16 protein-coding genes and 1 pseudogene are annotated in these 20,280 nt (G+C 70.5%); 12 read left to right on the top strand and 5 right to left on the bottom strand.

Features of this window, described 5'->3' with window-relative positions:
- Positions 1–97 precede the first annotated feature (97 nt).
- Complete coding sequence (locus ACWCO3_RS14105; protein WP_145778972.1) at positions 98–1,216, bottom strand: LCP family protein; 1,119 nt, start codon at positions 1,214–1,216, stop codon at positions 98–100.
- Positions 1,217–1,361: 145 nt separating this feature from the next.
- On the opposite strand from ACWCO3_RS14105, the gene ACWCO3_RS14110 reads away from it, so the two are divergent.
- A complete protein-coding gene (locus ACWCO3_RS14110) occupies positions 1,362–3,059 on the top strand; it encodes an FAD-dependent oxidoreductase (RefSeq protein WP_145778973.1) in 1,698 nt (565 codons plus the stop codon).
- Between the two features lie 67 nt (positions 3,060–3,126).
- Positions 3,127–4,683 (top strand): glutamine-hydrolyzing GMP synthase, encoded by a 1,557-nt coding sequence (gene guaA / locus ACWCO3_RS14115; RefSeq protein WP_358167833.1) that lies wholly within the window; start codon positions 3,127–3,129, stop codon positions 4,681–4,683.
- A 7-nt stretch (positions 4,684–4,690) separates the two neighbouring features.
- Here guaA and ACWCO3_RS14120 read toward each other — a convergent pair whose 3' ends face one another.
- Entirely contained in the window at positions 4,691–5,059 is a 369-nt protein-coding gene (locus tag ACWCO3_RS14120) for a PspC domain-containing protein (RefSeq protein ID WP_145778975.1), read from the bottom strand.
- A gap of 143 nt (positions 5,060–5,202) precedes the next feature.
- On the opposite strand from ACWCO3_RS14120, the gene ACWCO3_RS14125 reads away from it, so the two are divergent.
- The 3 genes from ACWCO3_RS14125 to ACWCO3_RS14135 all read left to right on the top strand — a co-directional run bounded on the left by ACWCO3_RS14125 (position 5,203) and on the right by ACWCO3_RS14135 (position 8,458).
- Positions 5,203–6,153 (top strand): NUDIX hydrolase, encoded by a 951-nt coding sequence (locus tag ACWCO3_RS14125; protein WP_145778976.1) that lies wholly within the window; start codon positions 5,203–5,205, stop codon positions 6,151–6,153.
- Between the two features lie 127 nt (positions 6,154–6,280).
- The gene (locus ACWCO3_RS14130) at positions 6,281–7,174 is read left to right on the top strand and encodes an NUDIX hydrolase (RefSeq protein ID WP_450010222.1); all 894 of its coding nucleotides are present in this window, start codon (positions 6,281–6,283) and stop codon (positions 7,172–7,174) included.
- Between the two features lie 345 nt (positions 7,175–7,519).
- The gene (locus tag ACWCO3_RS14135) at positions 7,520–8,458 is read left to right on the top strand and encodes a CDP-alcohol phosphatidyltransferase family protein (RefSeq protein WP_358167838.1); all 939 of its coding nucleotides are present in this window, start codon (positions 7,520–7,522) and stop codon (positions 8,456–8,458) included.
- A 58-nt stretch (positions 8,459–8,516) separates the two neighbouring features.
- Here the strand turns inward: ACWCO3_RS14135 and ACWCO3_RS14140 are convergent, their stop codons facing one another.
- From ACWCO3_RS14140 to ACWCO3_RS14150, 3 genes and pseudogenes are all read right to left on the bottom strand, one after another.
- On the bottom strand, positions 8,517–9,770 hold the full coding sequence (locus ACWCO3_RS14140; protein ID WP_355026624.1) for a phosphatidylserine decarboxylase: 1,254 nt from the start codon (positions 9,768–9,770) through the stop codon (positions 8,517–8,519).
- Positions 9,771–10,302: 532 nt separating this feature from the next.
- Positions 10,303–10,542: pseudogene (locus ACWCO3_RS14145) on the bottom strand (hypothetical protein); the annotation flags it as partial.
- Positions 10,539–12,344, bottom strand: coding sequence for a PspC domain-containing protein (locus ACWCO3_RS14150; protein ID WP_358167841.1), 1,806 nt, complete (start codon positions 12,342–12,344; stop codon positions 10,539–10,541). The pseudogene ACWCO3_RS14145 and the gene ACWCO3_RS14150, both read right to left, overlap by 4 nt.
- A gap of 173 nt (positions 12,345–12,517) precedes the next feature.
- Between ACWCO3_RS14150 and ACWCO3_RS14155 the strand changes: the two genes are divergently transcribed.
- From ACWCO3_RS14155 to ACWCO3_RS14185, 7 genes are all read left to right on the top strand, one after another.
- Complete coding sequence (locus tag ACWCO3_RS14155) at positions 12,518–13,765, top strand: ATP-binding protein (protein ID WP_269683757.1); 1,248 nt, start codon at positions 12,518–12,520, stop codon at positions 13,763–13,765.
- Between the two features lie 2 nt (positions 13,766–13,767).
- Positions 13,768–14,454, top strand: coding sequence for a response regulator (locus ACWCO3_RS14160; protein WP_030337843.1), 687 nt, complete (start codon positions 13,768–13,770; stop codon positions 14,452–14,454).
- A 580-nt stretch (positions 14,455–15,034) separates the two neighbouring features.
- On the top strand, positions 15,035–16,675 hold the full coding sequence (locus ACWCO3_RS14165; protein WP_145778981.1) for a peptide ABC transporter substrate-binding protein: 1,641 nt from the start codon (positions 15,035–15,037) through the stop codon (positions 16,673–16,675).
- A gap of 148 nt (positions 16,676–16,823) precedes the next feature.
- Positions 16,824–17,750, top strand: a complete 927-nt coding sequence (locus tag ACWCO3_RS14170; protein WP_145778982.1) for an ABC transporter permease — start codon at positions 16,824–16,826, stop codon at positions 17,748–17,750.
- Entirely contained in the window at positions 17,743–18,714 is a 972-nt protein-coding gene (locus ACWCO3_RS14175; protein WP_145778983.1) for an ABC transporter permease, read from the top strand. Before ACWCO3_RS14170 ends, ACWCO3_RS14175 begins: the two co-directional genes overlap by 8 nt.
- 10 nt (positions 18,715–18,724) lie before the next feature.
- Complete coding sequence (locus tag ACWCO3_RS14180; protein ID WP_423438865.1) at positions 18,725–19,768, top strand: ABC transporter ATP-binding protein; 1,044 nt, start codon at positions 18,725–18,727, stop codon at positions 19,766–19,768.
- The coding region (locus tag ACWCO3_RS14185; RefSeq protein WP_450010221.1) for an ATP-binding cassette domain-containing protein at positions 19,761–20,280 on the top strand (520 nt) is incomplete at its 3' end. The genes ACWCO3_RS14180 and ACWCO3_RS14185, both read left to right, overlap by 8 nt.

Raw genomic sequence — 20,280 nt, forward strand, 5'->3', positions numbered from 1 at the left:
GGATACAACACCGGTATCCGGACGAAACCGCGCCTTGCCGGATCGCCGCCCGGACTCCGCCTCGGCTCGACCGCCCTTATGAAACAGGCCTTAGACGTCAGTTCTTGACGACCAGGGTGGGGTGGGCTGCCAGGTAGGCGTCGGCGCGACCGGCACGGAGTTCGGTGATGAAGTCACGGCCGACCTTGGTGAGCTGCTCGCCACGGTAGGCGCTGCCCTTGCCGACACCGGCACCGGGCAGGCCCACCAGCACGAACTTGTTCTCCGGCACCCCGCTGAGGGCGTACGCGATGTCGACGATCCGCCGCCCACCCACGTAGATCAGCGTGTCTCCCAGTGCGGCGACCACCTGGTCGACCCGCTCCGGTTGGCGGGCCAGGTTCTCGTCCAGGATCTTGCGGGTGAGTGCCTTGATCAGTTGCTGCTGGTGGCGCTGCCGGGCGTAGTCGCCGCCGGTGATGTAGCGCTGCCGCGCGTAGTCGAGCGCCTGCCAGCCGTTGAGGTGCTGCTCGCCCTTCTCGTAGACCTGCTGCGGCCCGGTGTAGCCGCCCGGCGCGCTCTCTCGGTACTTGCCGTCCGGTCGGCGGTGCAGCGACTCGACCCGCTGGTCGACGTAGATGTCGACTCCGCCGAGTGCGTTGACCAGCCGGTCGAACCCGTTGAAGGTGAGCACCGCGCCGGCGTCGATGCGCAGCCCCGTGTACCCGCTGACCGTGCTGCGCAGCAGCTCGTACCCCTGGGCCGTGCTCGGCTGCTTGGGTTTGCCCGGCACCCGGCTGCCGAAGCTCATCGCGTGGGTGAGCTTGGTCTTGCCGCCCTTGTAGCCGGCCTTCGGGAACGCCGGGATGTCCACCAGCAGGTCGCGGGGGAGCGAGAAGAGGTACGCCTGACCCAACCCCTTCGGCACGTGCAGCACCAGCACGGCGTCCGAGTGCGGTTCCCACCCGGGCACGCTGACCCGGGTGTCCACACCGACCAGCAGCAGGTTGAGCGGGCCGGTGATGTCCGCGCCCGGCGGTGGGCCGCTGGGGCTCGGGGTGGGCGTGCCGATCGGCGACGGGGTCGGCGAGCCGGCAACCGGGCCGCCGCCCGGCTTGCTGTCACCGGTCAGCCGGGTGATCACCACCGCGCCGGCCGCGATCAGCGCGACGGCGGCGAGGGCCGTCAAGCCCAGCAGCAGCCACCGTCGGCGCGGCGCCATCGACCCGAGGATCATCTTGGATTCCTTCCACCCGTCTGGTGAACAACGCTCCGACGGGTGCTCCGGGTTGCGGCCGGGAGGCGCCGGGTCGGTCGGCCGGAGCATGATCGCGCGAAAACTGCCGCTGGCGCGAGCGCTACTCGCGAGTAATGATGCGTCCATGCGGTACGACGTGCTCGTCATCGGGTCCGGCTTCGGCGGCGCCGTCACCGCGCTCCGACTGGCCGAGAAGGGTTACTCGGTCGCCGTGCTGGAAGCCGGCCGTCGCTTCACCGACGACGAGTTCCCGCAGACGTCCTGGCGGGCCCGCCGGTTCCTCTGGGCGCCGAAGTTGGGCTGCTACGGCATCCAGCGGCTCACCCTGCTCCGCCCGGCCCGTCGAGGTGCCGGCAGCGGGGTGCTGGTCCTCTCCGGCGCCGGGGTGGGCGGTGGTTCGCTGGTCTACGCGAACACCCTCTACGAACCGTTGCCCGCCTTCTACGTCGACAGGCAGTGGCGCGACATCACCGACTGGCGGGACGAGTTGGCCCGCCACTACGACCAGGCCAAACGCATGCTCGGTGTCACCACGTACCCGCTGGACACCGGCGCGGACCGCGCCATGCGGGCGGTGGCCGAGCGGATGGGGGTGGGGCACACCTTCCACGCCACCCCGGTCGGCGTGCACATCGGCCGCCCCGGCCAGCGGGTCGCCGACCCGTACTTCGGTGGTGCCGGCCCGGAGCGCACCGGCTGCCTGCACTGCGGCTCGTGCATGACCGGGTGCCGGCACGGGGCGAAGAACACGCTGGTCAAGAACTACCTGTGGCTCGCCGAACGGCTCGGGGTCACGGTGCTGCCGCTGACCACTGTGACCGCCGTCCGTCCGACCGCCGACGGCGGGTACGACGTACACGCCGAACGCACCGGCGCGTGGCTGCGCAAGCGGCGGCAGGTCATCCACGCCGACCAGGTGGTGTTCGCGGCCGGTGCGCTCGGCACCCAACGACTGCTGCACGCCATGAGGGCCGACGACGTGCTGCCTCGGCTCTCACCCCGCCTCGGCGAACTGACCCGGACCAACTCGGAGGCGATCCTGGGTGCCTCGGTGCCCCGCCGACGGGCCCGGTCCGAGCAAACGGACTACACCGAGGGGGTGGCCATCACCAGCTCCTTCCACCCGGACCCGCAGACCCACGTCGAGCCGGTCCGTTACGGGCGTGGCTCCAACGCGATGGGCCTGCTCCAGTCGCTGCTGGTCGACGGGGGTCCACACCGGGTGCGGCGGTGGCTGGGCAGCATCGTGCGGCAACCCAGGCTGGCCGCCCGGATGCTGTCGGTCCGTGGTTGGTCGGAACGGACGGTGATCGCCCTGGTGATGCAGTCGGTGGACAACTCGCTGACCACTCGGTGGCGGCGCGGCGTTTTCGGCCGTCGACTGGTCACCGGCCCGGGGCACGGCACCCCCAACCCCACCTGGATCCCGGCCGGCAACGCCGCCACCCGACTGCTCGCCGAGGAGATCGGTGGCACTCCGGGCGGCTCGCTCACCGAGCCGTTCGACATCCCGATCACCGCGCACATCCTGGGCGGGGCGGTCATCGGAGCGACACCGGCCGACGGGGTGATCGACCCCTGGCACCGGGTGTACGGGCACCCCGGGCTGCACGTCGTCGACGGCGCGGCGGTCTCGGCCAACCTCGGCGTGAACCCGTCCCTGACGATCACCGCCCAGGCGGAACGGGCGATGTCCTTCTGGCCCAACAAGGGCGAGGAGGACCCCCGCCCGCCGCTCGGGTCCGCGTACCGCCGGCTGGCACCCGTACCCCCCGACCAGCCGGCGGTGCCGGCGGACGCCCCGGGCGCGCTCCGTCAGTAAGTCAGGCCGACGCCGCAGGGCGAGCCGGTGCCGGGCACGGCCGTGACTGTCGGTAGGCTTTGTGCACATGAGCCTGCCTCGCCCTGTCCTCGTGGTGGACTTCGGAGCCCAGTACGCCCAGCTCATCGCCCGCCGGGTCCGTGAGGCGAAGGTCTACTCCGAGATCGTGCCGCACTCGATGCCGATCGCCGAGATGCTGGCGAAGAACCCCGCCGCGATCATCCTCTCCGGTGGCCCGTCCAGCGTCTACGCGCCGGACGCGCCGCAGATCGACGCGGGCGTGTTCAGCGCCGACGTGCCGGTCTTCGGCATCTGCTACGGCTTCCAGGCGATGGCCCAGGCGCTCGGCGGCACCGTGGCGAAGACCGGTAACCGCGAGTACGGCGGTACGCCGCTGCGCCCCCGACTCCTCGATCCCGGTGTGCTGCTGCGCGACCTGCCCGCCGACCTGCCGGTGTGGATGAGCCACGGCGACGCCGTCACCGAGGCCCCCGAGGGCTTCACCGTCACCGCCGAGTCGGCGGGCGCGCCGGTGGCCGCGTTCGAGGACCTGGTCGGGCGGCGTGCCGGCGTGCAGTTCCACCCGGAGGTCGGGCACACCGCGCACGGCCAGGAGATGTTGACCCGTTTCCTCTACGACATCGCCGGCATCGAGCCGACCTGGACGCCCGAGAACATCATCGACGAGCAGGTTGCCCGGATCCGCGCCCAGGTCGGCGACAAGGAGGTCATCTGCGGCCTGTCCGGTGGGGTGGACTCGGCGGTCGCCGCGGCGCTCGTGCACGAGGCGGTCGGTGACCAGCTCACCTGCGTCTTCGTCGACCACGGTCTGCTGCGCGCCGGCGAGGCCGAGCAGGTGGAGAAGGACTACGTGGCCGCCACCGGAATCAAGCTGAAGGTGGTCGACGCCGCCGACCGGTTCCTCGGCGCGCTGGCCGGGGTGACCGACCCGGAGCAGAAGCGCAAGATCATCGGTCGGGAGTTCATCCGGGTCTTCGAGGCCGCCGCCCGCGAGATCGCCTCGCACGGCGACGTGGAGTTCCTCGTCCAGGGCACGCTCTACCCCGACGTCGTGGAGTCCGGCGGCGGCACCGGCACCGCCAACATCAAGAGCCACCACAACGTCGGCGGTCTGCCGGAGGACCTGAAGTTCGCCCTGGTCGAGCCGCTGCGCACGCTCTTCAAGGACGAGGTCCGGGCGCTCGGCCTGCAACTGGGCCTGCCCGAGGCGATGGTCTGGCGGCACCCGTTCCCGGGCCCCGGCCTGGCCATCCGGATCATCGGCGCGGTCGACCAGCAGCGCCTCGACCTGCTCCGCGAGGCCGACCTGATCGCCCGCGAGGAGCTGACCGCCGCCGGCCTGGACCGGGGCGTCTGGCAGTTCCCGGTGGTGCTGCTCGCCGACGTTCGCAGCGTCGGTGTCCAGGGAGACGGGCGCAGCTACGGGCATCCCGTGGTGCTGCGCCCGGTCTCCAGCGAGGACGCGATGACGGCCGACTGGTCCCGACTGCCCTACGAGGTGGTGGCCCGGATCTCCACCCGGATCACCAACGAGGTCGCCGAGGTGAACCGGGTGGTTCTGGACGTGACCAGCAAGCCGCCGGGCACCATCGAGTGGGAGTGAGCGCCGGTCAGGCGGCCGGCGGCGGGTCCGACGGGGTCGTCGGCGGGTAGGGCGGCGTCGGGGCGTACCCCGGCTGTGGTCCGCCGGGCGCGGGCCCGGCGGTGGGCGGTGGGCCTGTCTGCGGCGCGACGCCCGCCGGGTGCGGCCAGGCCGGCGCGCCGGTGGGCTCCTCCGGCATCAGGAACCACATGATCGGGTACGCGAACAGCGCGAGCCCGCCGGTGAGCAGGCCGGTGACCGCGAAGGCCACCCGGACGAGTGTGGGGTCGACGGCAAAGTAGCGGCCGACGCCACTGGCGACCCCCGCGACCATGCGGTCGGTGGTGGGGCGCCGGAGCTGCTTGTACGGGGCGTGGGGAGCGGCGGTGGATGTCATACCCCCACGGTCCGCGTTGCCGCCCGGCTCGCCCTCGGTGACCGCCCGGATCCTTACCCTGACCGATCCCTGAGCGGGGTCCGACAGTCAGGAATCTGACTCTTTTCCGTTCCGGTAACCCGGCCCGGGGAGAATTTGCTCCCGTGACCACCATGCTCGAGCCGCTCCGCAGGATCGCGGCATACGCAGTTTGTGCTGATTCAAGAGGCCGAGTTCTGCTGGTCCGCGCATCGGAGCGCTCCGGCACCCCCGGCACATGGTCGCTGCCCGGCGGGGCGGTCGACCACGGCGAGGACCCGAACCACACAGTCGTCCGCGAAACCGCCGCCGAGACCGGCCTGTCGGTCGCCGTCTCCGGCCTGGCCGACGTGCTCGCCGACATGCGGGCGCTGCCCGATCGGGGCATCACGATCCACACCGACCGGCTGATCTACCGGGTGGCGGTACGCGGCGGCACCCTGGCCGACCGGGTCGGCGAGCGACCCACCGACCTGGCCCGCTGGTACACCCTCGACGAGGCGCGCAAGCTGCCGCTGCGCTCGTTCACCGCACGTGCCCTCGGGCTGCCCGCCTCCTCGGCCGACGTGGTGCCGGACGAGGCGCCCGAGTTCCCCTCCTTCTACGCGGTCCCCGGCCCGGACGGGCTGCACCGGGCGCAACGCTTCGCCGCGTACGCGGTCTGCACCGACCCGGCCGGGCGGGTGCTGCTCACCCGGGTCTCCGACGGTTACCCCGGCGCGGGCTGCTGGCATCTGCCCGGCGGCGGCACCGACTACGGCGAGCAGCCCGGCGCGGCCCTCATCCGGGAGTTGGTCGAGGAGACCGGGCAGACCGGCCGCCTGGTCGAGCTGCTCGGAGTGGCCAGCCACCGCGACGCCGCCTCGCTCGGCCCCGAGGGCTACCCGATCGACTGGCACGGCGTACGCGCCTTCTACCGTGTCGTCGTCGACAAGCCCAACCCGCTGACGGTGGCCGACGTCGGCGGTTCCACCTGCGAAGCCCGCTGGTTCGGCCGCGAGGAGCTGGGTGCCCTCCCCACCGACCGCCTAACCGAGGTGACCGCCGAGGCGGTCCAAGCAGCCCAACTAACCTGACCCCCCGGCCCCCGCCCATCCCGCCTTCCCCCGTTGATCATGAAGTTATTGTCAGGACACGCCGAGATGGACGGCGATAACTTCATGATCGACGGGCTTGGGCGGCGGAGCGGGTGGGGGCGGGGTTGTGCGGCGGGTCGGGGTTTACGGGGTCTTGTGGGATTCGGACCGGGTTTTGGTGGTTCGGGACGGGCCGGATGGTGAGTTTCCCGGGGCTTGGCGGCTGCCGGGTGGTGCTGTCGCGCACGCCGAGCACCCCGAGCGCGCTGTCGTCCGGACCGTCGGCGAGCAGACCGGGCTGACCGTCACTGCGGGTCAGCTACGTAGGGTGACCGCGGATGTGACCGACTGTCCGGATGGTGTCGCAACACACACCGACCGGTTGACGTTCAATCTCACGGGGCGCGACGGTGCGGCACGCGACGGCCGGGACGGCTCGGTCGACCAGGTTCGCTGGCTCACCCCGGGCGAGTTGACGCGGTTGACGCTGACACCATTCACCTCCGAGGTGCTCGGCCTGCCGGTCACTCCACTGCCGCCCGGAACGCACCGGCCGCAGGAACACCTCCCGCCGCCGCACCCCGACCGGCGACTGCGTTTCGGCGCGTACGGGCTGGTCACCGACCCGGCCGGACGGATCCTGCTCACCCAGATCGCGGACGGCTATCCGGGTGCCGGCCTGTGGCACCTGCCCGGTGGGGGCACCGATCACGGTGAGCAGCCGACGACCGGCCTGCTCCGGGAGTTGGTCGAGGAGGGTGGCCAGGTCGGCCGGGTGGTGGAACTCCTCGGGGTGGACAACCTGCACAACCCGGCCGCGCTCGGCCCCGAGGGCCGTCCGTTGGACTGGCACGGCGTACGGGTGATCTATCGGGTGCTGGTGGACGTACCCACCGATGCGGTGGTCACCGAATCCGCCGGAGGTTCGACAGCGAGGGCTGGCTGGTTCACCCGCGCCCAAGCCGCTGACCTGCCGTTGAGCGACATCGCTGCCTCGGCAATCGGACAGAGTGGCCGATAGCACGCCGCTCACTGAGCCGAGATGGTGACCCTCCGGTACAGTCAAAGGCGGGAATGGTGGAGGAAACGGGCGATGAAGCCCGGGATGGGAACAAGCGGGCGGTTCGAGCGGTTTAAGCCAGATATAAGTACCGCCGGCAGCTATCGCCAAGCCATGTTCCCCTATGCGATGGTGTACTCCGCAAAACGGCTGCCGGGCCACGCAAGGTCCGGCACGAGACAGCCGGACACCCGCCACACGGCGGTCAGCCGATCCGGTGATGGAGGAAACGTGCCGAGAGCCCCATGGCGCCGGCGTCGTACTACTGACAGTCCGCGCCCCGCTGGGCGTCGCTGGGCGGGCCCGTTGCGCCGCAGCAGCACGTTCGCCCGCCAGGTGCTGCTGGTCCGGGTCGGTCGCCGGGACAGCGACCTGCTCCCGACCGACGTGACGTCGCCCGAGCACCGGTACGCCGACCGGCAGCGCCGCCGCTACGGCCTCGACCGGCTCAGCCGGCCGGCCGGGAGCATCGGTCGGGCGGAGATCGAAGCGGTCATGCCGGTCAGCCCGGCGATGCCGCTGATGGCGCACGCCGACGAGGCATCGGCCAGCTCGATCCCGCTGCTACCGGGCGAGCGCACCATCGCCCGACGGATGAAGTTCGGCCTGGTCAACGCCTGCACCCTGGCCAGCCTGATGCTCGGTATGCTGGCCATCTTCCTGGCAATGCAGGGTGAGGTCCGCGTCGCCGCGCTCTGCCTGATCGCCTGCGTCGCCTTCGACGGTCTGGACGGCGCACTGGCCCGCCGACTCGGCGTGGCCAGCCCGTTCGGGGCGCAGATGGACTCCCTGGCCGACATGTGCTCGTTCGGTCTCGCCGCGCCGGTCGTGGTCTACGCCTCGCTCGCCGGCTCCGTCTCCACCGCGGCGGCGGCGGTGGCCTGCGCGCTCGTCGCGGCGTGTGCCGCGATTCGACTGGCCCGCTTCAACGTCTCGCCGAAGGACGGCCGGTTCTTCTGCGGCGTGCCCACCACCATGGCGGCGGCGGTGCTCGCCGTGACAGTGGCGATCGGCCTGCCGGTGCCCGGCGCCGTGCTTGTCGCCGGCGTGGCGCTGCTGGCCTTCGCGATGGTGTCGAGCTTCCCGTACGCCAAGCTCGCCCGCCTGGTGAAGCTACCCCCGTGGCTCTGGCTGGCCCCGGTGATCGGCGCGCTGATCGACATCCGGATCACGTTCGCCCTGATCGTGGTGGGTTACCTGGTCAGCGGGCCGGTGCTCTGGCTGCGGCAGCGCCGCACCGCCTGACCACAGCAAACGAAACGGGGCGCCGCTGGCCAGCGGCGCCCCGTTTCGCGTTCGTCTGTCAGCGCCAGCGGGCGATGACCGTAGACCCGCCGACGACCTTGTCGCCCGGACCCACCAGCGGGTCCGCAGCCTCGGCCGGGAGGTAGACGTCGGTCCGTGAGCCGAACCTGATCAGACCGAAGCGCTCGCCCTTGGCCAGCAGCGCGCCGATCGGCGCGCGCTGCACGATCCGGCGGGCGATCAGCCCGGTCCGCTGCGCGACCACCACCGTGCCACGAGCGGTGTCCAGCACGGTGTACGCCGCCACGTTGTGTTCGGCGTCCGGCTTCATCGCGTTGACGAACCCGCCGTCGGCGACGAAGTAGTCCACCACCTTGCCGGCGACCGGGGACCGGTTGACGTGCACGTCCAGCACCGACAGGAAGACCGCGACCCGGAGCCACTCGCCGTCGCCGAAACGCTCGTCGTGCAGTCGCTGCACCGACAGGACCTTGCCGTCGGCGCTGGCGACCACTGCGGACGGGTCCTCCGGCACGTCCCGTTCGGGGTCGCGGAAGAACGCGGCGACCGGCCCGGCGGCCAGCGCCGGCAGCAGCCACAGCTTGGACGACGGACGCGCCACCCGGGCCAGCGCTGCGAGGCCCAGCGCGATGCCCGCCGCGGCCACGCCGTTGGAGTCGATGTGCATGCCGCGGGTCAGCGGCACACTCGACGGGCGGTGCGCGGGGGCCAGCCGGTCGGCCGAGGCCGGGCTGGCCGGGGTGAACCGCAGTCGGTAGACCCGCACCGGCGGCGAGTTGCGCAACACCAGGTCAGCGCCGACACCGTAGAGCGCGTCCTGTCGAGCCAACTCGGCTGCCGCCCCGGTGGTCCGGCCGGGCGTGGCGACGGTCGCCACGCTGAGTACCGCACCGTCGGAGAGGTACTTGGCCAGCCCTTCGATGCCGCCGCGGGTCTCCTCGGCAGAGCCGGCGAACACCTCCCCGGCGATGACGACCCCGGCGGGCTCGGCCTCGGCCAGCGAGTCGACGACACTCACCCGGTCGGCAACCCAGCGGCCCTGGGCGGTGACGTGCTCGCGGAGCGCGGCAGCGCCGAGCGGTTCGACGGGCACCACGGTGAGCCGGTCACCGGGGAGCAGCGCCTCGATCGCCGCGGCCAGCACCGCGGACTCCGGGCCCGCCCCGACCAGCAGGGCGGTCTTGGGGTCGTTGATCCGGGCCAGCTCGGTGACGAGCGTACGGGCGGCTCGCTCGCCGATGCGGATCGGACCGGACCGGCCGGTGATACGCACGGCGGGGGACTGGGTCATGTCGGGCGGGCTCCTGACGGGGGTAGAGACGGGAATCGCGGCGGGGCCGCCATGGCGGGACGGGCCGGCCGGCGGAGGGCGAGATCTCCACCGGCCAGCATATGCGCCCGTTCGCGCCAACCGCACCGCCGTAGCGGTGGAGTGGGCCTCCGCCAGCCGAGGCCCGGGCTCAGGCCTTCCCGCTTCGGCCCTCCCGTTCGTCGCCCGCCGGGTCGCCGACGGCCTCGATCGGGTGATCCAATCGGGTCGGCTCGTCTCCCTCGACGGGGGCCGGTCCGGTGCCGAGGCCGACGGTCGGCTCCTCGTGTCGGTCGTCAGGCTGGCCGGGAATCGGGGACGTCTGCGGCTCCGACGGCGGATGAGCCAACCAGGCCGGGTGGATCACCTCGGCTGTCGGCGCCTCCGGTGTCGTTGCCGAAGGGGGAGCGTCCCAGGTGGACCGTTCGGCTTCCCAGACCGGCAGAGCCGCGCCGGAGGTCGGCACTGCGGCTCCGGAGACGGGTGCTTCGGCGCCGGAGACCGGTGCGGTCGCGCCGGAGACCGGTGCGGCGGCCTCGGTGGCCTCGGCGGTCGCCTCGGCTTGCGGCGACCGACCCGAGCGCAGCGCGCCCACCAGCCCGAAGACGCCGATCAGAATGAGTGCGCTGGCCAGGAACCAGCCCACCGCCGGCAGGGCGAGCCCGAGCAGTTGAGCGAGCAGCCACCAGCCGGACAGCGCCAGGAACACGAGCCCGAAGGCGAACGACACCAGATCCGTACGGTGAGCCTTCACCGGGTCACCTCCAGGTTGCCGGCATTGACGTGGACGTAGAGGCGCAGGGTCCCGCCGCCGGGCCCGTCAGCGCCGACATCGGTGAACTCCCGCAGACGGCCGTCCAACCCACCGGACCGGTTGCCGAAGATGTTGGCATCGCCCGCGTTGACGTCGGCCACCGTGGTGACGTCGACGTTCGGCGGTACGACGACCGTGGCCTTGCCGAAGTTGATGGCGACGGTGACCTGGCTGTCCCGCTTCGCGAAGTCGATACCGCGCAGGTCGAGCACCGCGTCACCGAAGCTGTTCTCGTACCGGTCGGCGAGGTCGCGATAGTCGGTGGGCGCCCAGGTCACCGCACCGTCGACCCCGCGGATCCGGTCGTAGGACTCGGCGACCGTCGCCGTGCCCAGCGCCGCGGCGGTCACCAGGCCGAGCGCGATGAGCCAACGGGCCCGCCCGAACCAGGTGCCGACGAGCAGCCCCAGCGCGATGGTGGCCAACGCCGCCGCGAAGTAGGCCGAGGCGCTGATGGCGAAGACGTCCAGCAGATCGAGCAGGGCGACCATACCGAGGACCAGGAAGATCAGAGAGAAGGTCACCGCGCCCAGTGGCGAACGCTCCTTCGGGCGCTTCGGCGGCTTCGGTGGCTTGGGTGGCGGAGCCGGCGTCGGGCTCGGCGACGCGTACGGGCCGTGCGGCGCGAACGGCTGGCGGTAGGCCGACGGCGGTGTGGCGGTCGGGTAGCCGGACGGAGCAGTGGGTGCCCCGGTCACCGGTGCCGACGGCCAGCCGACGCTGGGTGCGGCGGTGCTCGGCCAACCCGTTGTCGGTGCCGGCCAGCCGGGCTGGACAGCCGTCGTGCCGCCCGGCTGCCCGGACACCGGGCCCACGCCGGACACCGGCTGCCCGGTGGTGGGCGGCTGCGGACCACCGGTCGGCGGTACGTCGTACGCCACGGTGGGTGTCCCTCCGGTCGTCGCGGTGGCGTAGGCGGGGTCGCCGCTCGCCCCCGGCGCTGCTGTCGTGGTGATCGGGCCGGTCGACGGGACCGCGCCGGTCGACGGTGCCGGCCAGGTCACCGGTGGGACCGGACCCGGTGGGGTGCCGGTCGGTGCGGCTGGCATCGGCCCGCCGGGGGTGCCGGCCGGTGGGTTGCGGCTGTCCCGGTTGAGCAGTAGCGCGCCGGCGACCAGGATGGCCGCGCCGAGCAGCACCGCCCGGAAGGCGTCGGTGACGATGTAACCGAAGCTGGCCGCGACCAGGATGCCGAGGATGATCACGGTCACCGGCGACATGCTGGAACGGCCGCGCCCGAGCATCGACTCGATCGGGGACGCGGTGTCGCCCTCGTTGGGGATGATCAGCCAGGCAGCGACGTACACCAGGATGCCGATGCCCCCGAAGAAGCCGAGCACCGCGAGCAACACCCGCCACAGCACCGGGTCGGTGTTGGTGGCCCGTCCGATCGCCGCGCAGACACCGGCGAGATACCGCCCCTCGCGCGGCCGGACCAACCCGTACCGGGAGGTGAAGCCGGTGCCGCCCAGTGGCGGTGGCGACGCGGACGGGCCGTGGCCGCCGCCCGGACCGGGCGGTGCGCCGGGAGGCCCGTAACCGGTGCCGCCCGCGAACTGTGGGCCGTGGCCCCCGCCGGTGGTCGACTGGTGGCCGTACGGATCGGTAGGCGCGGCGCCCGGGTGCGGGCCGGGCGTGCTGGGTTGGGTCCAGGCGCCGGGCGTCGCGGCCGGTGAGGGCGGTGACGAGCCCTCCGGCGGTGCCGACCCCGGGCGGGGTGGCGGGGCAGCTTCCTCGGTCATGCTTCGATCCTGCTGCCCGGTGCACCCGAACGGCCTCAGGACCCGACCCTGACCCCACCCTGAGATCCGGCGGCCGGAATGTCGGGGGCGTCCCCGTGGTCGTGGACGCCGCAGCGTGTGACGATCGAGTCACCGACCTCGACCAGCTCGCCACCGCTACCAGGGAGCCTCCGATCAGCACCGTCACCACGCCCCCGCGCCTCTACCGCGCCCCGGAGCACCGGATGGCCGCCGGTGTCGCCGCCGGTATCGCCGACCATCTCGGCATCTCGGTGCTGCGGGTGCGCGTCGCGTTCATGGTGCTGCTCGGGCTGAGCGGGCTCGGCCTGCTGCTCTATGCGGCCTTCTGGGCCGTGGTCCCGCTGCGGCCCGGTGACACAGCGGTGCCGCCCCGGCGCGACGTGGCGCAACTCCTGCCGTTCGTGGGGATCGGGCTCGGTGTCCTGTTGATCCAGGTGATGGTCTTCGACTCGGTCGGCGCGGCGGGCACCGCCGGCTGGCTGGTGGCCATCATCGCGGTCGGCGCCGGGGTCATCTGGCACCAGTCCGCGCCCGAGCGGCGGCGGCAGTGGGGCGAGACGATGCCAGTGCCCTGGCTCGGCGCGGTCGTCGAGGAGAGTGACCGACGGGCCTTCGTGCTCCGGTTCATCGGCGGCGGAGTGCTGGTCGCGGTCGGCATCATCGGCGTCGCGGCGGTCTACTCGCCGGCGCAGAACTTCGACGCGGTGATCAATGGCGTGATCTTCGCGCTGGTCGGGTTGGCCGGGGTCGGAGTGGTCGCCGCGCCGGTGCTCTGGCGGACGTACAGTCAGCTCCGCTCGGAACGCGAGGGCCGCATCCGTGAGCAGGAGCGAGCCGAGTTGGCCGCGATGGTGCACGACCAGGTGCTGCACACGTTGGCCCTGATCCAGCGCAACGCCGGCGACGTCAAGATGGTGCAGCGGCTGGCCCGGGGGCAGGAGCGTTCCCTGCGCAACTGGCTCTACAAACCCACCGCCTCGCCGAGCGAGCGCTTCGCCGCCGCGCTGGAGCAGGCCGCCGCCGAGGTCGAGGACACCTTCGCGATCACGGTGGAGGCGGTGGTGGTCGGTGACCGGGAGACCGACGAGAAGGTCGGGGCGCTGGTCGCGGCCGCCCGGGAGGCGCTGGTGAACGCGGCACGCCACGCCGGTGTGCAGACGGTTTCCCTCTACGCGGAGGTGGAGCCCGATCAGGTCAGCGTCTTCGTCCGGGACCGGGGCAAGGGCTTCGATCCGGATACCGTGGAGGACCACCGGCACGGCGTGAGCGGCTCGATCATCGGGCGGATGAAGCGGCACGGCGGACGGGCCGAAATCCGGTCCGGCCCGGGGGAGGGGACCGAGGTTCGGTTGATCCTGCCGATCTCCCGGGACTCGTCCGCAGCGGAGAGGAACAGATGACCATGGCCGAGCAGTCGACCGAGCACCTCGACCCGGCGGATGCCCGCCCCGAGCGGCTGCGGGTGTTCCTGGTGGACGATCACGCCATGTTCCGGGCGGGGGTGCGCGCGGAGTTGGGCGCCCACGTCGAGGTGGTGGGCGAGGCGAGCACGGTGGCCGAGGCGGTCACCCGGATCGCCGCCGTCGGGCCGGACGTGGTGCTGCTCGACGTGCACATGCCCGACGGTGGTGGCCGGGCGGTGCTGGAGGCGATGCGGCGCACCCACCCGCAGGTCAAGTTCCTCGCGTTGAGCGTCTCCGACGCTGCGGAGGACGTGATCGGGTTGATCCGTGCCGGCGCTCGGGGGTACGTCACCAAGACCATCTCTCCGGACGAGCTGGCCGCGGCGATCCGCCGGGTGGCCGACGGGGACGCGGTGTTCAGTCCGCGGTTGGCCGGCTTCGTGCTGGACGCCTTCGCGGCCCGACCGGACGCCCCGGTGGCCGACCCCGAGCTCGATCAGCTGACCAACCGCGAGCGCGAGGTGCTGCGGCTCCTGGCCCGGGGGTACGCGTACAAGGAGATCGCCAAGGAGCTGTTCATCTCCATCAAGACGGTGGAGACGCACGTGTCGAACGTGCTCCGCAAGCTGCAGATGTCCAACCGTTACGAGTTGTCCCGCTGGGCGGCGGACCGCCGCCTCGTCTGATCGGCCCTCGCCTGGCGTCGAAGATCAGAGAAACGATCTCGGCACCCTCATCCACCCAGTCGCTGATCGTGGCCGTGCAGCCGAAGTCGACCTAGTCCGGACGGGTCGAAATGTGAGTGGTGACCGACGTCCTATCGGACACAGGTGACCCGAGGCTTGCACGCGTGCCGAGACCCGTTGCGCGGGTGGCGCAACGTATTTCCTGCTCAGTGCTGCCCGAGCCGACCGTTTTATGATCATTTTTCAAGTATCGGCAACGTGGCGGGCAACTAACGGCTTGATAACGGCACCTTCACGGAAGCGGCCAGTGGGTGTCACAGTGGCAGCACCTCACCATCGGTGTGTGGCACTCCGTACGGCCCACGACCATGTCCTCGCCGCTCGCGGCGGTTCGTGGCTGTGTCTCCTGCGTCGTGTCGCGCCTCGTTGGCGGGGGAGCCCGGCGGATCGGTACATCAGGGGTGTCCCCAACTTCCCTGTGATCCCGGCGACCCGCGCCCCGGGGTGGTCGGGCGGTGTCACCCCCAAACGTGCGTGAAACCCACGACGGAACCTGGTTAGAAAGAGGAGGCCCCTCGGAATGAGAGTCTCGAAGCGGGCGACGAGCGCGATCGCGCTCAGCGCGGCTGCCGCGCTTGTCGCGAGCGGTTGCTCGAGCGGTGACGGCGACGGCGACGCTGCCGCCAGCAAGGACGGCTCGATCGTTGTCCACGGTGTCCAGCCGGAGAACCCGCTGGTTCCGTCGAACACCACGGAGACCGGCGGCGGTAAGATCGTCGACTGGCTGTTCACCGGCCTGGTCGAGTACCCGAACGACGGTGGGGCCCCGCGTAACGCGCTGGCGGAGTCCATCAACACCACGGACTCCAAGGTCTTCACGATCAAGATCAAGGCCGGTACCAAGTTCCACGACGGCACCGAGGTGAAGGCGAAGAACTTCGTCGACGCCTGGAACTGGGCCGCCTACTCGCCGAACGGTGCGCAGAACGGCACCTTCTTCGCGGACATCGCGGGCTTCGACCAGACCTACACCTCGGACCCGGACGGCGCGGACGGCCCGAAGAAGGCCCCGACGCCGACGACCGACAAGCTGTCCGGCCTGAAGGTCATCGACGAGCAGACCTTCGAGGTCACCCTGGCGGCGCCGACCGCGGTCTTCCCGACCAAGCTCGGCTACAGCGCCTTCATGCCGCTGCCGGACGTGTTCTTCACCCAGAAGCCCGAGGAGTTCGGCCGCAAGCCGATCGGCAACGGCCCGGTGAAGTTCGTGTCGTGGGACGACAACGCCCTCATCAAGCTGACGCGCTTCGACGACTACAACCTTCGCGACAAGATGAAGATCAAGGACGTCGACGTCAAGCTGTACCAGGACGACAACGCCGCCTACGCCGACCTGCTGGCCAACAACCTCGACTTCATGGAGGTTGTCCCCACCTCGGCGCTCGCCGGTGACAAGTGGAAGACCGACCTCGGTGACCGGGGCCGCTCGACCGTCACGCCGTCGACCGCGTTCATCGCGTTCCCGATCTACGACAAGCGCTTCCAGAACGCGAAGCTCCGTCGTGCCGTGTCCCTCGCCGTCAACCGGCAGGAGATCTCGGACAAGATCTTCTTCGGCACCCGCAAGCCGGCCGACAGCTGGGCGAACCCGCTGACCCCGGGCGCTAAGCCGGGCAACTGCACCGCCTGCAAGTTCGACCCGGAGACGGCCAAGACGCTGCTCGCCGAGGCCGGTGGCTTCAGCGGCGAGATGGTCTTCTACTACAACGCGGACTCCGCCCACAAGGACTGGATGGACGCCGTCGCGCAGCAGATCAAGACCAACCTCAACATCAACGCTCGGGCCGAGGGCGTGCCGACCTTCGCGGTCTTCCGCCAGAACATCAACGCCCACAAGATGACCGGCCCGTACCGTGCTGCCTGGCAGCAGGACTACCCGGACGTGGAGAACTGGGTCAACCCGCTCTTCATCACCGGCGGTTCCTCCAACGACGGTCTGTACAGCAACCCCGAGGTCGACGCGCTGGCCAAGCAGGCCAGCGGCGCGCCGAGCCTGGAGGCCTCGCACGAGGCGTTCGCCAAGGCCGTCGAGAAGGTCGACCAGGACGTCCCGAGCATCCCGGTCTACTTCTACGGCCAGCAGTCCGGCCACTCGGAGAAGATCAAGAAGCTCGAGCTGAACAACGTCGGCGAGATCGACATCACCTCGGTCGAGCTCTGATCCGAACGGTCTGACCCCGGGTCGGGCTCGCCACATCCGGTGAGCCCGACCCGGGGCCGTTCCGCGAGTGGGTGTTACAACACTCCACTCGCACGTTGTCACCACCGTGTCGGCCGTCCGACGCGCCCCCTGTCTGGAGGACCACCCCATGGGCCGTTATCTGTTGAGACGGCTGCTCCAACTCGTGCCTGTCTTCATCGGTACGACGTTCCTGATCTACTGGCTCGTCTGGGCCGTTCCGGGCGATCCGTTCGCCGGCAAGTGCGGTGAGCGTCGCTGCCCGGACCAGTACATCGCCTTCATGACCGAGAAGTACCACCTCGACCAGAACGTCTTCGTGCAGTACGCGAACTACATGAAGAACCTGCTCCAGGGCGACTTCGGTCAGACGTTCCAGCAACGCGAGATCAGCGACATCATCGCGACTGCCTACCCGAACACCCTGAAGCTCGCCGTCGTGGCGCTCGCCATCGAGGCGATCATCGGCCTCGGCGCCGGCGTGCTGAGCGGTCTGCGGCGCAACGGTTTCCTGGACAACCTCGTCCTGGTCTCCACCCTCTTCCTGATCGCGCTGCCGGTCTTCGTGGTCGGCTTCGTGCTGCAGTGGCTGCTGGGCGTGCAGTGGGGCATCATCAAGCCGACCGTCTCCTCCGAGATGCGGTGGTCCGAGCTGATCGTGCCGGGCTTCGTGCTCGGCAGCGCGTCAGTGGCGTACATCGCCCGGGTGGCGAGAACGAGCATCGCGGAGAACCGCCGCGCGGACTACGTGCGTACGGCTATCGCCAAGGGCCTGCCGATGCGCCGGGTGGTGGGCGTGCACCTGCTGCGCAACTCGCTCATCCCGGTGGTGACCCTGCTCGGCACCGACCTCGGTGCCCTGATGGGTGGCGCGATCGTCACCGAGGGGATCTTCGGCATCAACGGAATCGGCCGCCAGGTCTTCCGGGCGATCATCACCAAGGAAAGCGCCACGGTGGTAGGAATCGTGGTCGTCCTGGTGCTGGTCTATCTCGTGATGAACCTGCTGGTTGACCTGCTCTACGCCGCCCTGGACCCGAGGATCCGTTATGAGTGACCCGAGTACCGCATCGATCGTCAGTACCCCTGGCGCACACCCCATCGACTCCGCCGCCCCCGCCACCGCGGGCCAGCCGCAGAGCAACGACAAGCCGCGTGGCCTGCTCGGTGACGCCTGGCGCGACCTGCGACGCAAGCCGCTGTTCTGGATCTCGGCCACGCTGATCCTGATCTTCCTGCTGATGGCCGCCTTCCCGTCGCTGTTCGCTCCGGGCGGCGACCCGGCGAACGGCGCGTTGTCTCGCAGCCTCAACAAGCCGGGTGCCGACGGCTGGTTCGGCTACGACGTCCAGGGCCGTGACGTCTACGCCCGGGTCATCTACGGCGCGCGTGCGTCCATCCAGGTCGCCGTGCTCTCCGTGCTGGGCACCCTGCTCATCGGCGGAACGATGGGCATCATCTCCGGTTATCGCGGTGGCTGGTTGGACGCCCTGCTCAGCCGGATCGCCGACGTCTTCTTCGGTCTGCCGTTCGTGCTCGGCGCGATCGTCATCCTGACCACCTTCAACGGTTCGGGTGCCGGCAACAGCAAGAACAAGATCATGGGCCTGGTGACCGCGTCCCTGATCGTGCTGAGCTGGCCGGTCGTGATGCGACTGATGCGCTCCTCGGTGCTCGCCACCAGGGAGGCCGACTACATCGTGGCGGCCCGCGCACTGGGTGCCGGCACCGGCCGGATCATCCTCAAGCACCTGCTGCCGAACTGCCTGGCCCCGCTGCTGGTCTACGGCACGATCATGGTCGGTTCGTTCATCGGTGCCGAGGCCACCCTGTCGTTCCTGGGCGTCGGTCTGAAGTCGCCGGTGGTGTCCTGGGGCATCATGATCAGTGATGGGCAGAATTTCGTCCGGGTCGCGCCGGGACTGGTCTTCTTCCCCGCCGCGTTCCTCGTCACCGCAGTGCTGAGCTTCGTGATGCTCGGTGAGTCGGTCCGCGAGGCCCTCGATCCGAAACTCCGCTAGGGGATATCCAGTGTCCGACATTCTCGTTTCTGAGCAGTCCGCACCGGGATCCGGCGGGTCCGGGCGTCCCTCCGGCCGGCTGCTCGAGGTCGACGACCTGCGGGTGGAGTTCCGCACCCGGGACGGCGTCGCAAAGGTCATCAACGGAGTCACGTACCACGTCAACGCGGGAGAGACCCTCGCCGTGCTCGGCGAGTCCGGCTCCGGTAAGAGCGTCACGGCGCAGACCATCATGGGCATCCTCGACACGCCGCCCGGCTTCGTGACCGGTGGGCAGGTCCGCTTCCACGGCAAGGACATGCTCCGCATGTCCGCCGAGGAGCGCCGCCGCATCCGCGGCGAGGGCATCGCGATGATCTTCCAGGACGCGCTCTCCGCTCTGAACCCCGTCTTCACCGTCGGGTTCCAGATCGCCGAGCAGTTCCGGGTCCGGCGTGGCATGGGTCGCGCGGAGGCCAAGAAGCGCGCGATCGACATGCTCGACCAGGTCAAGATCCCGAACGCCAAGGGTCGGTTCAACAACTACCCACACCAGTTCTCCGGCGGTATGCGGCAGCGCGCGATGATCGCGATGTCGCTGGCGCTCGACCCGGAGGTGCTGATCGCGGACGAGCCCACCACGGCGCTCGACGTGACCGTGCAGGCCCAGATCATGGACCTGCTCGCGGAGCTTCAGCGTGAGCGGCAGATGGGCATGATCCTGATCACCCACGACCTCGGCGTGGTCGCCGACGTCGCGGACCGGATCGCGGTCATGTACGCAGGCCGGATCGTCGAGGAAGCGGACGTGTACGACCTGTACGCCAAGCCGGCGCACCCGTACACGATAGGTCTGATCGACTCGATCCCGCGCCTCGACGAGAAGGGGCAGCAGCTCCGGACGATCAAGGGCCTCCCGCCGAACCTGATGAACATTCCGCCGGGCTGCCCCTTCAACCCGCGCTGCCCGATGGCTCAGCCGGTGTGCCGGGAGAAGGTCCCGCCGCTGCTGCAGGTGGGCACCGGCCGGGCCAGCGCCTGCCACTTCGCCGAGGAGCTGGTGAACCGTGTCTGAGAACATCCTCGAGGTCAATGACCTGGTCAAGCACTACCCCGTCACCCAGGGCGTGGTGTTCAAGAAGACCGTCGGTCAGGTCAAGGCGGTCGACGGGGTCTCGTTCGGTCTGCGCGCCGGTGAGACGCTCGGCGTCGTCGGCGAGTCCGGCTGCGGCAAGTCGACGCTCGCCCGGGTCCTGATGAACCTGGAGAAGCCGACCGCCGGCAGCGTGGTCTACAAGGGCCAGGACATCTCCAAGCTGTCCGGTGGGGCGCTGCGACGCCTCCGCCGGCAGATCCAGCTGGTCATGCAGGACCCGTACACCTCGCTGAACCCGCGGATGACCGTCGGTGACCTGCTCGGTGAGCCGTTCGAGATCCACCCGGAGGTCGCACCGAAGGGCAGCCGCCGGGCCAAGGTCCGCGAACTGCTCGACCTGGTCGGGCTCAACCCGGAGCACATCAACCGGTACCCGCACCAGTTCTCCGGCGGCCAGCGTCAGCGCATCGGCATCGCCCGGGCGCTCGCGC

The organism is Micromonospora sp. NPDC002411 (assembly GCF_053592955.1).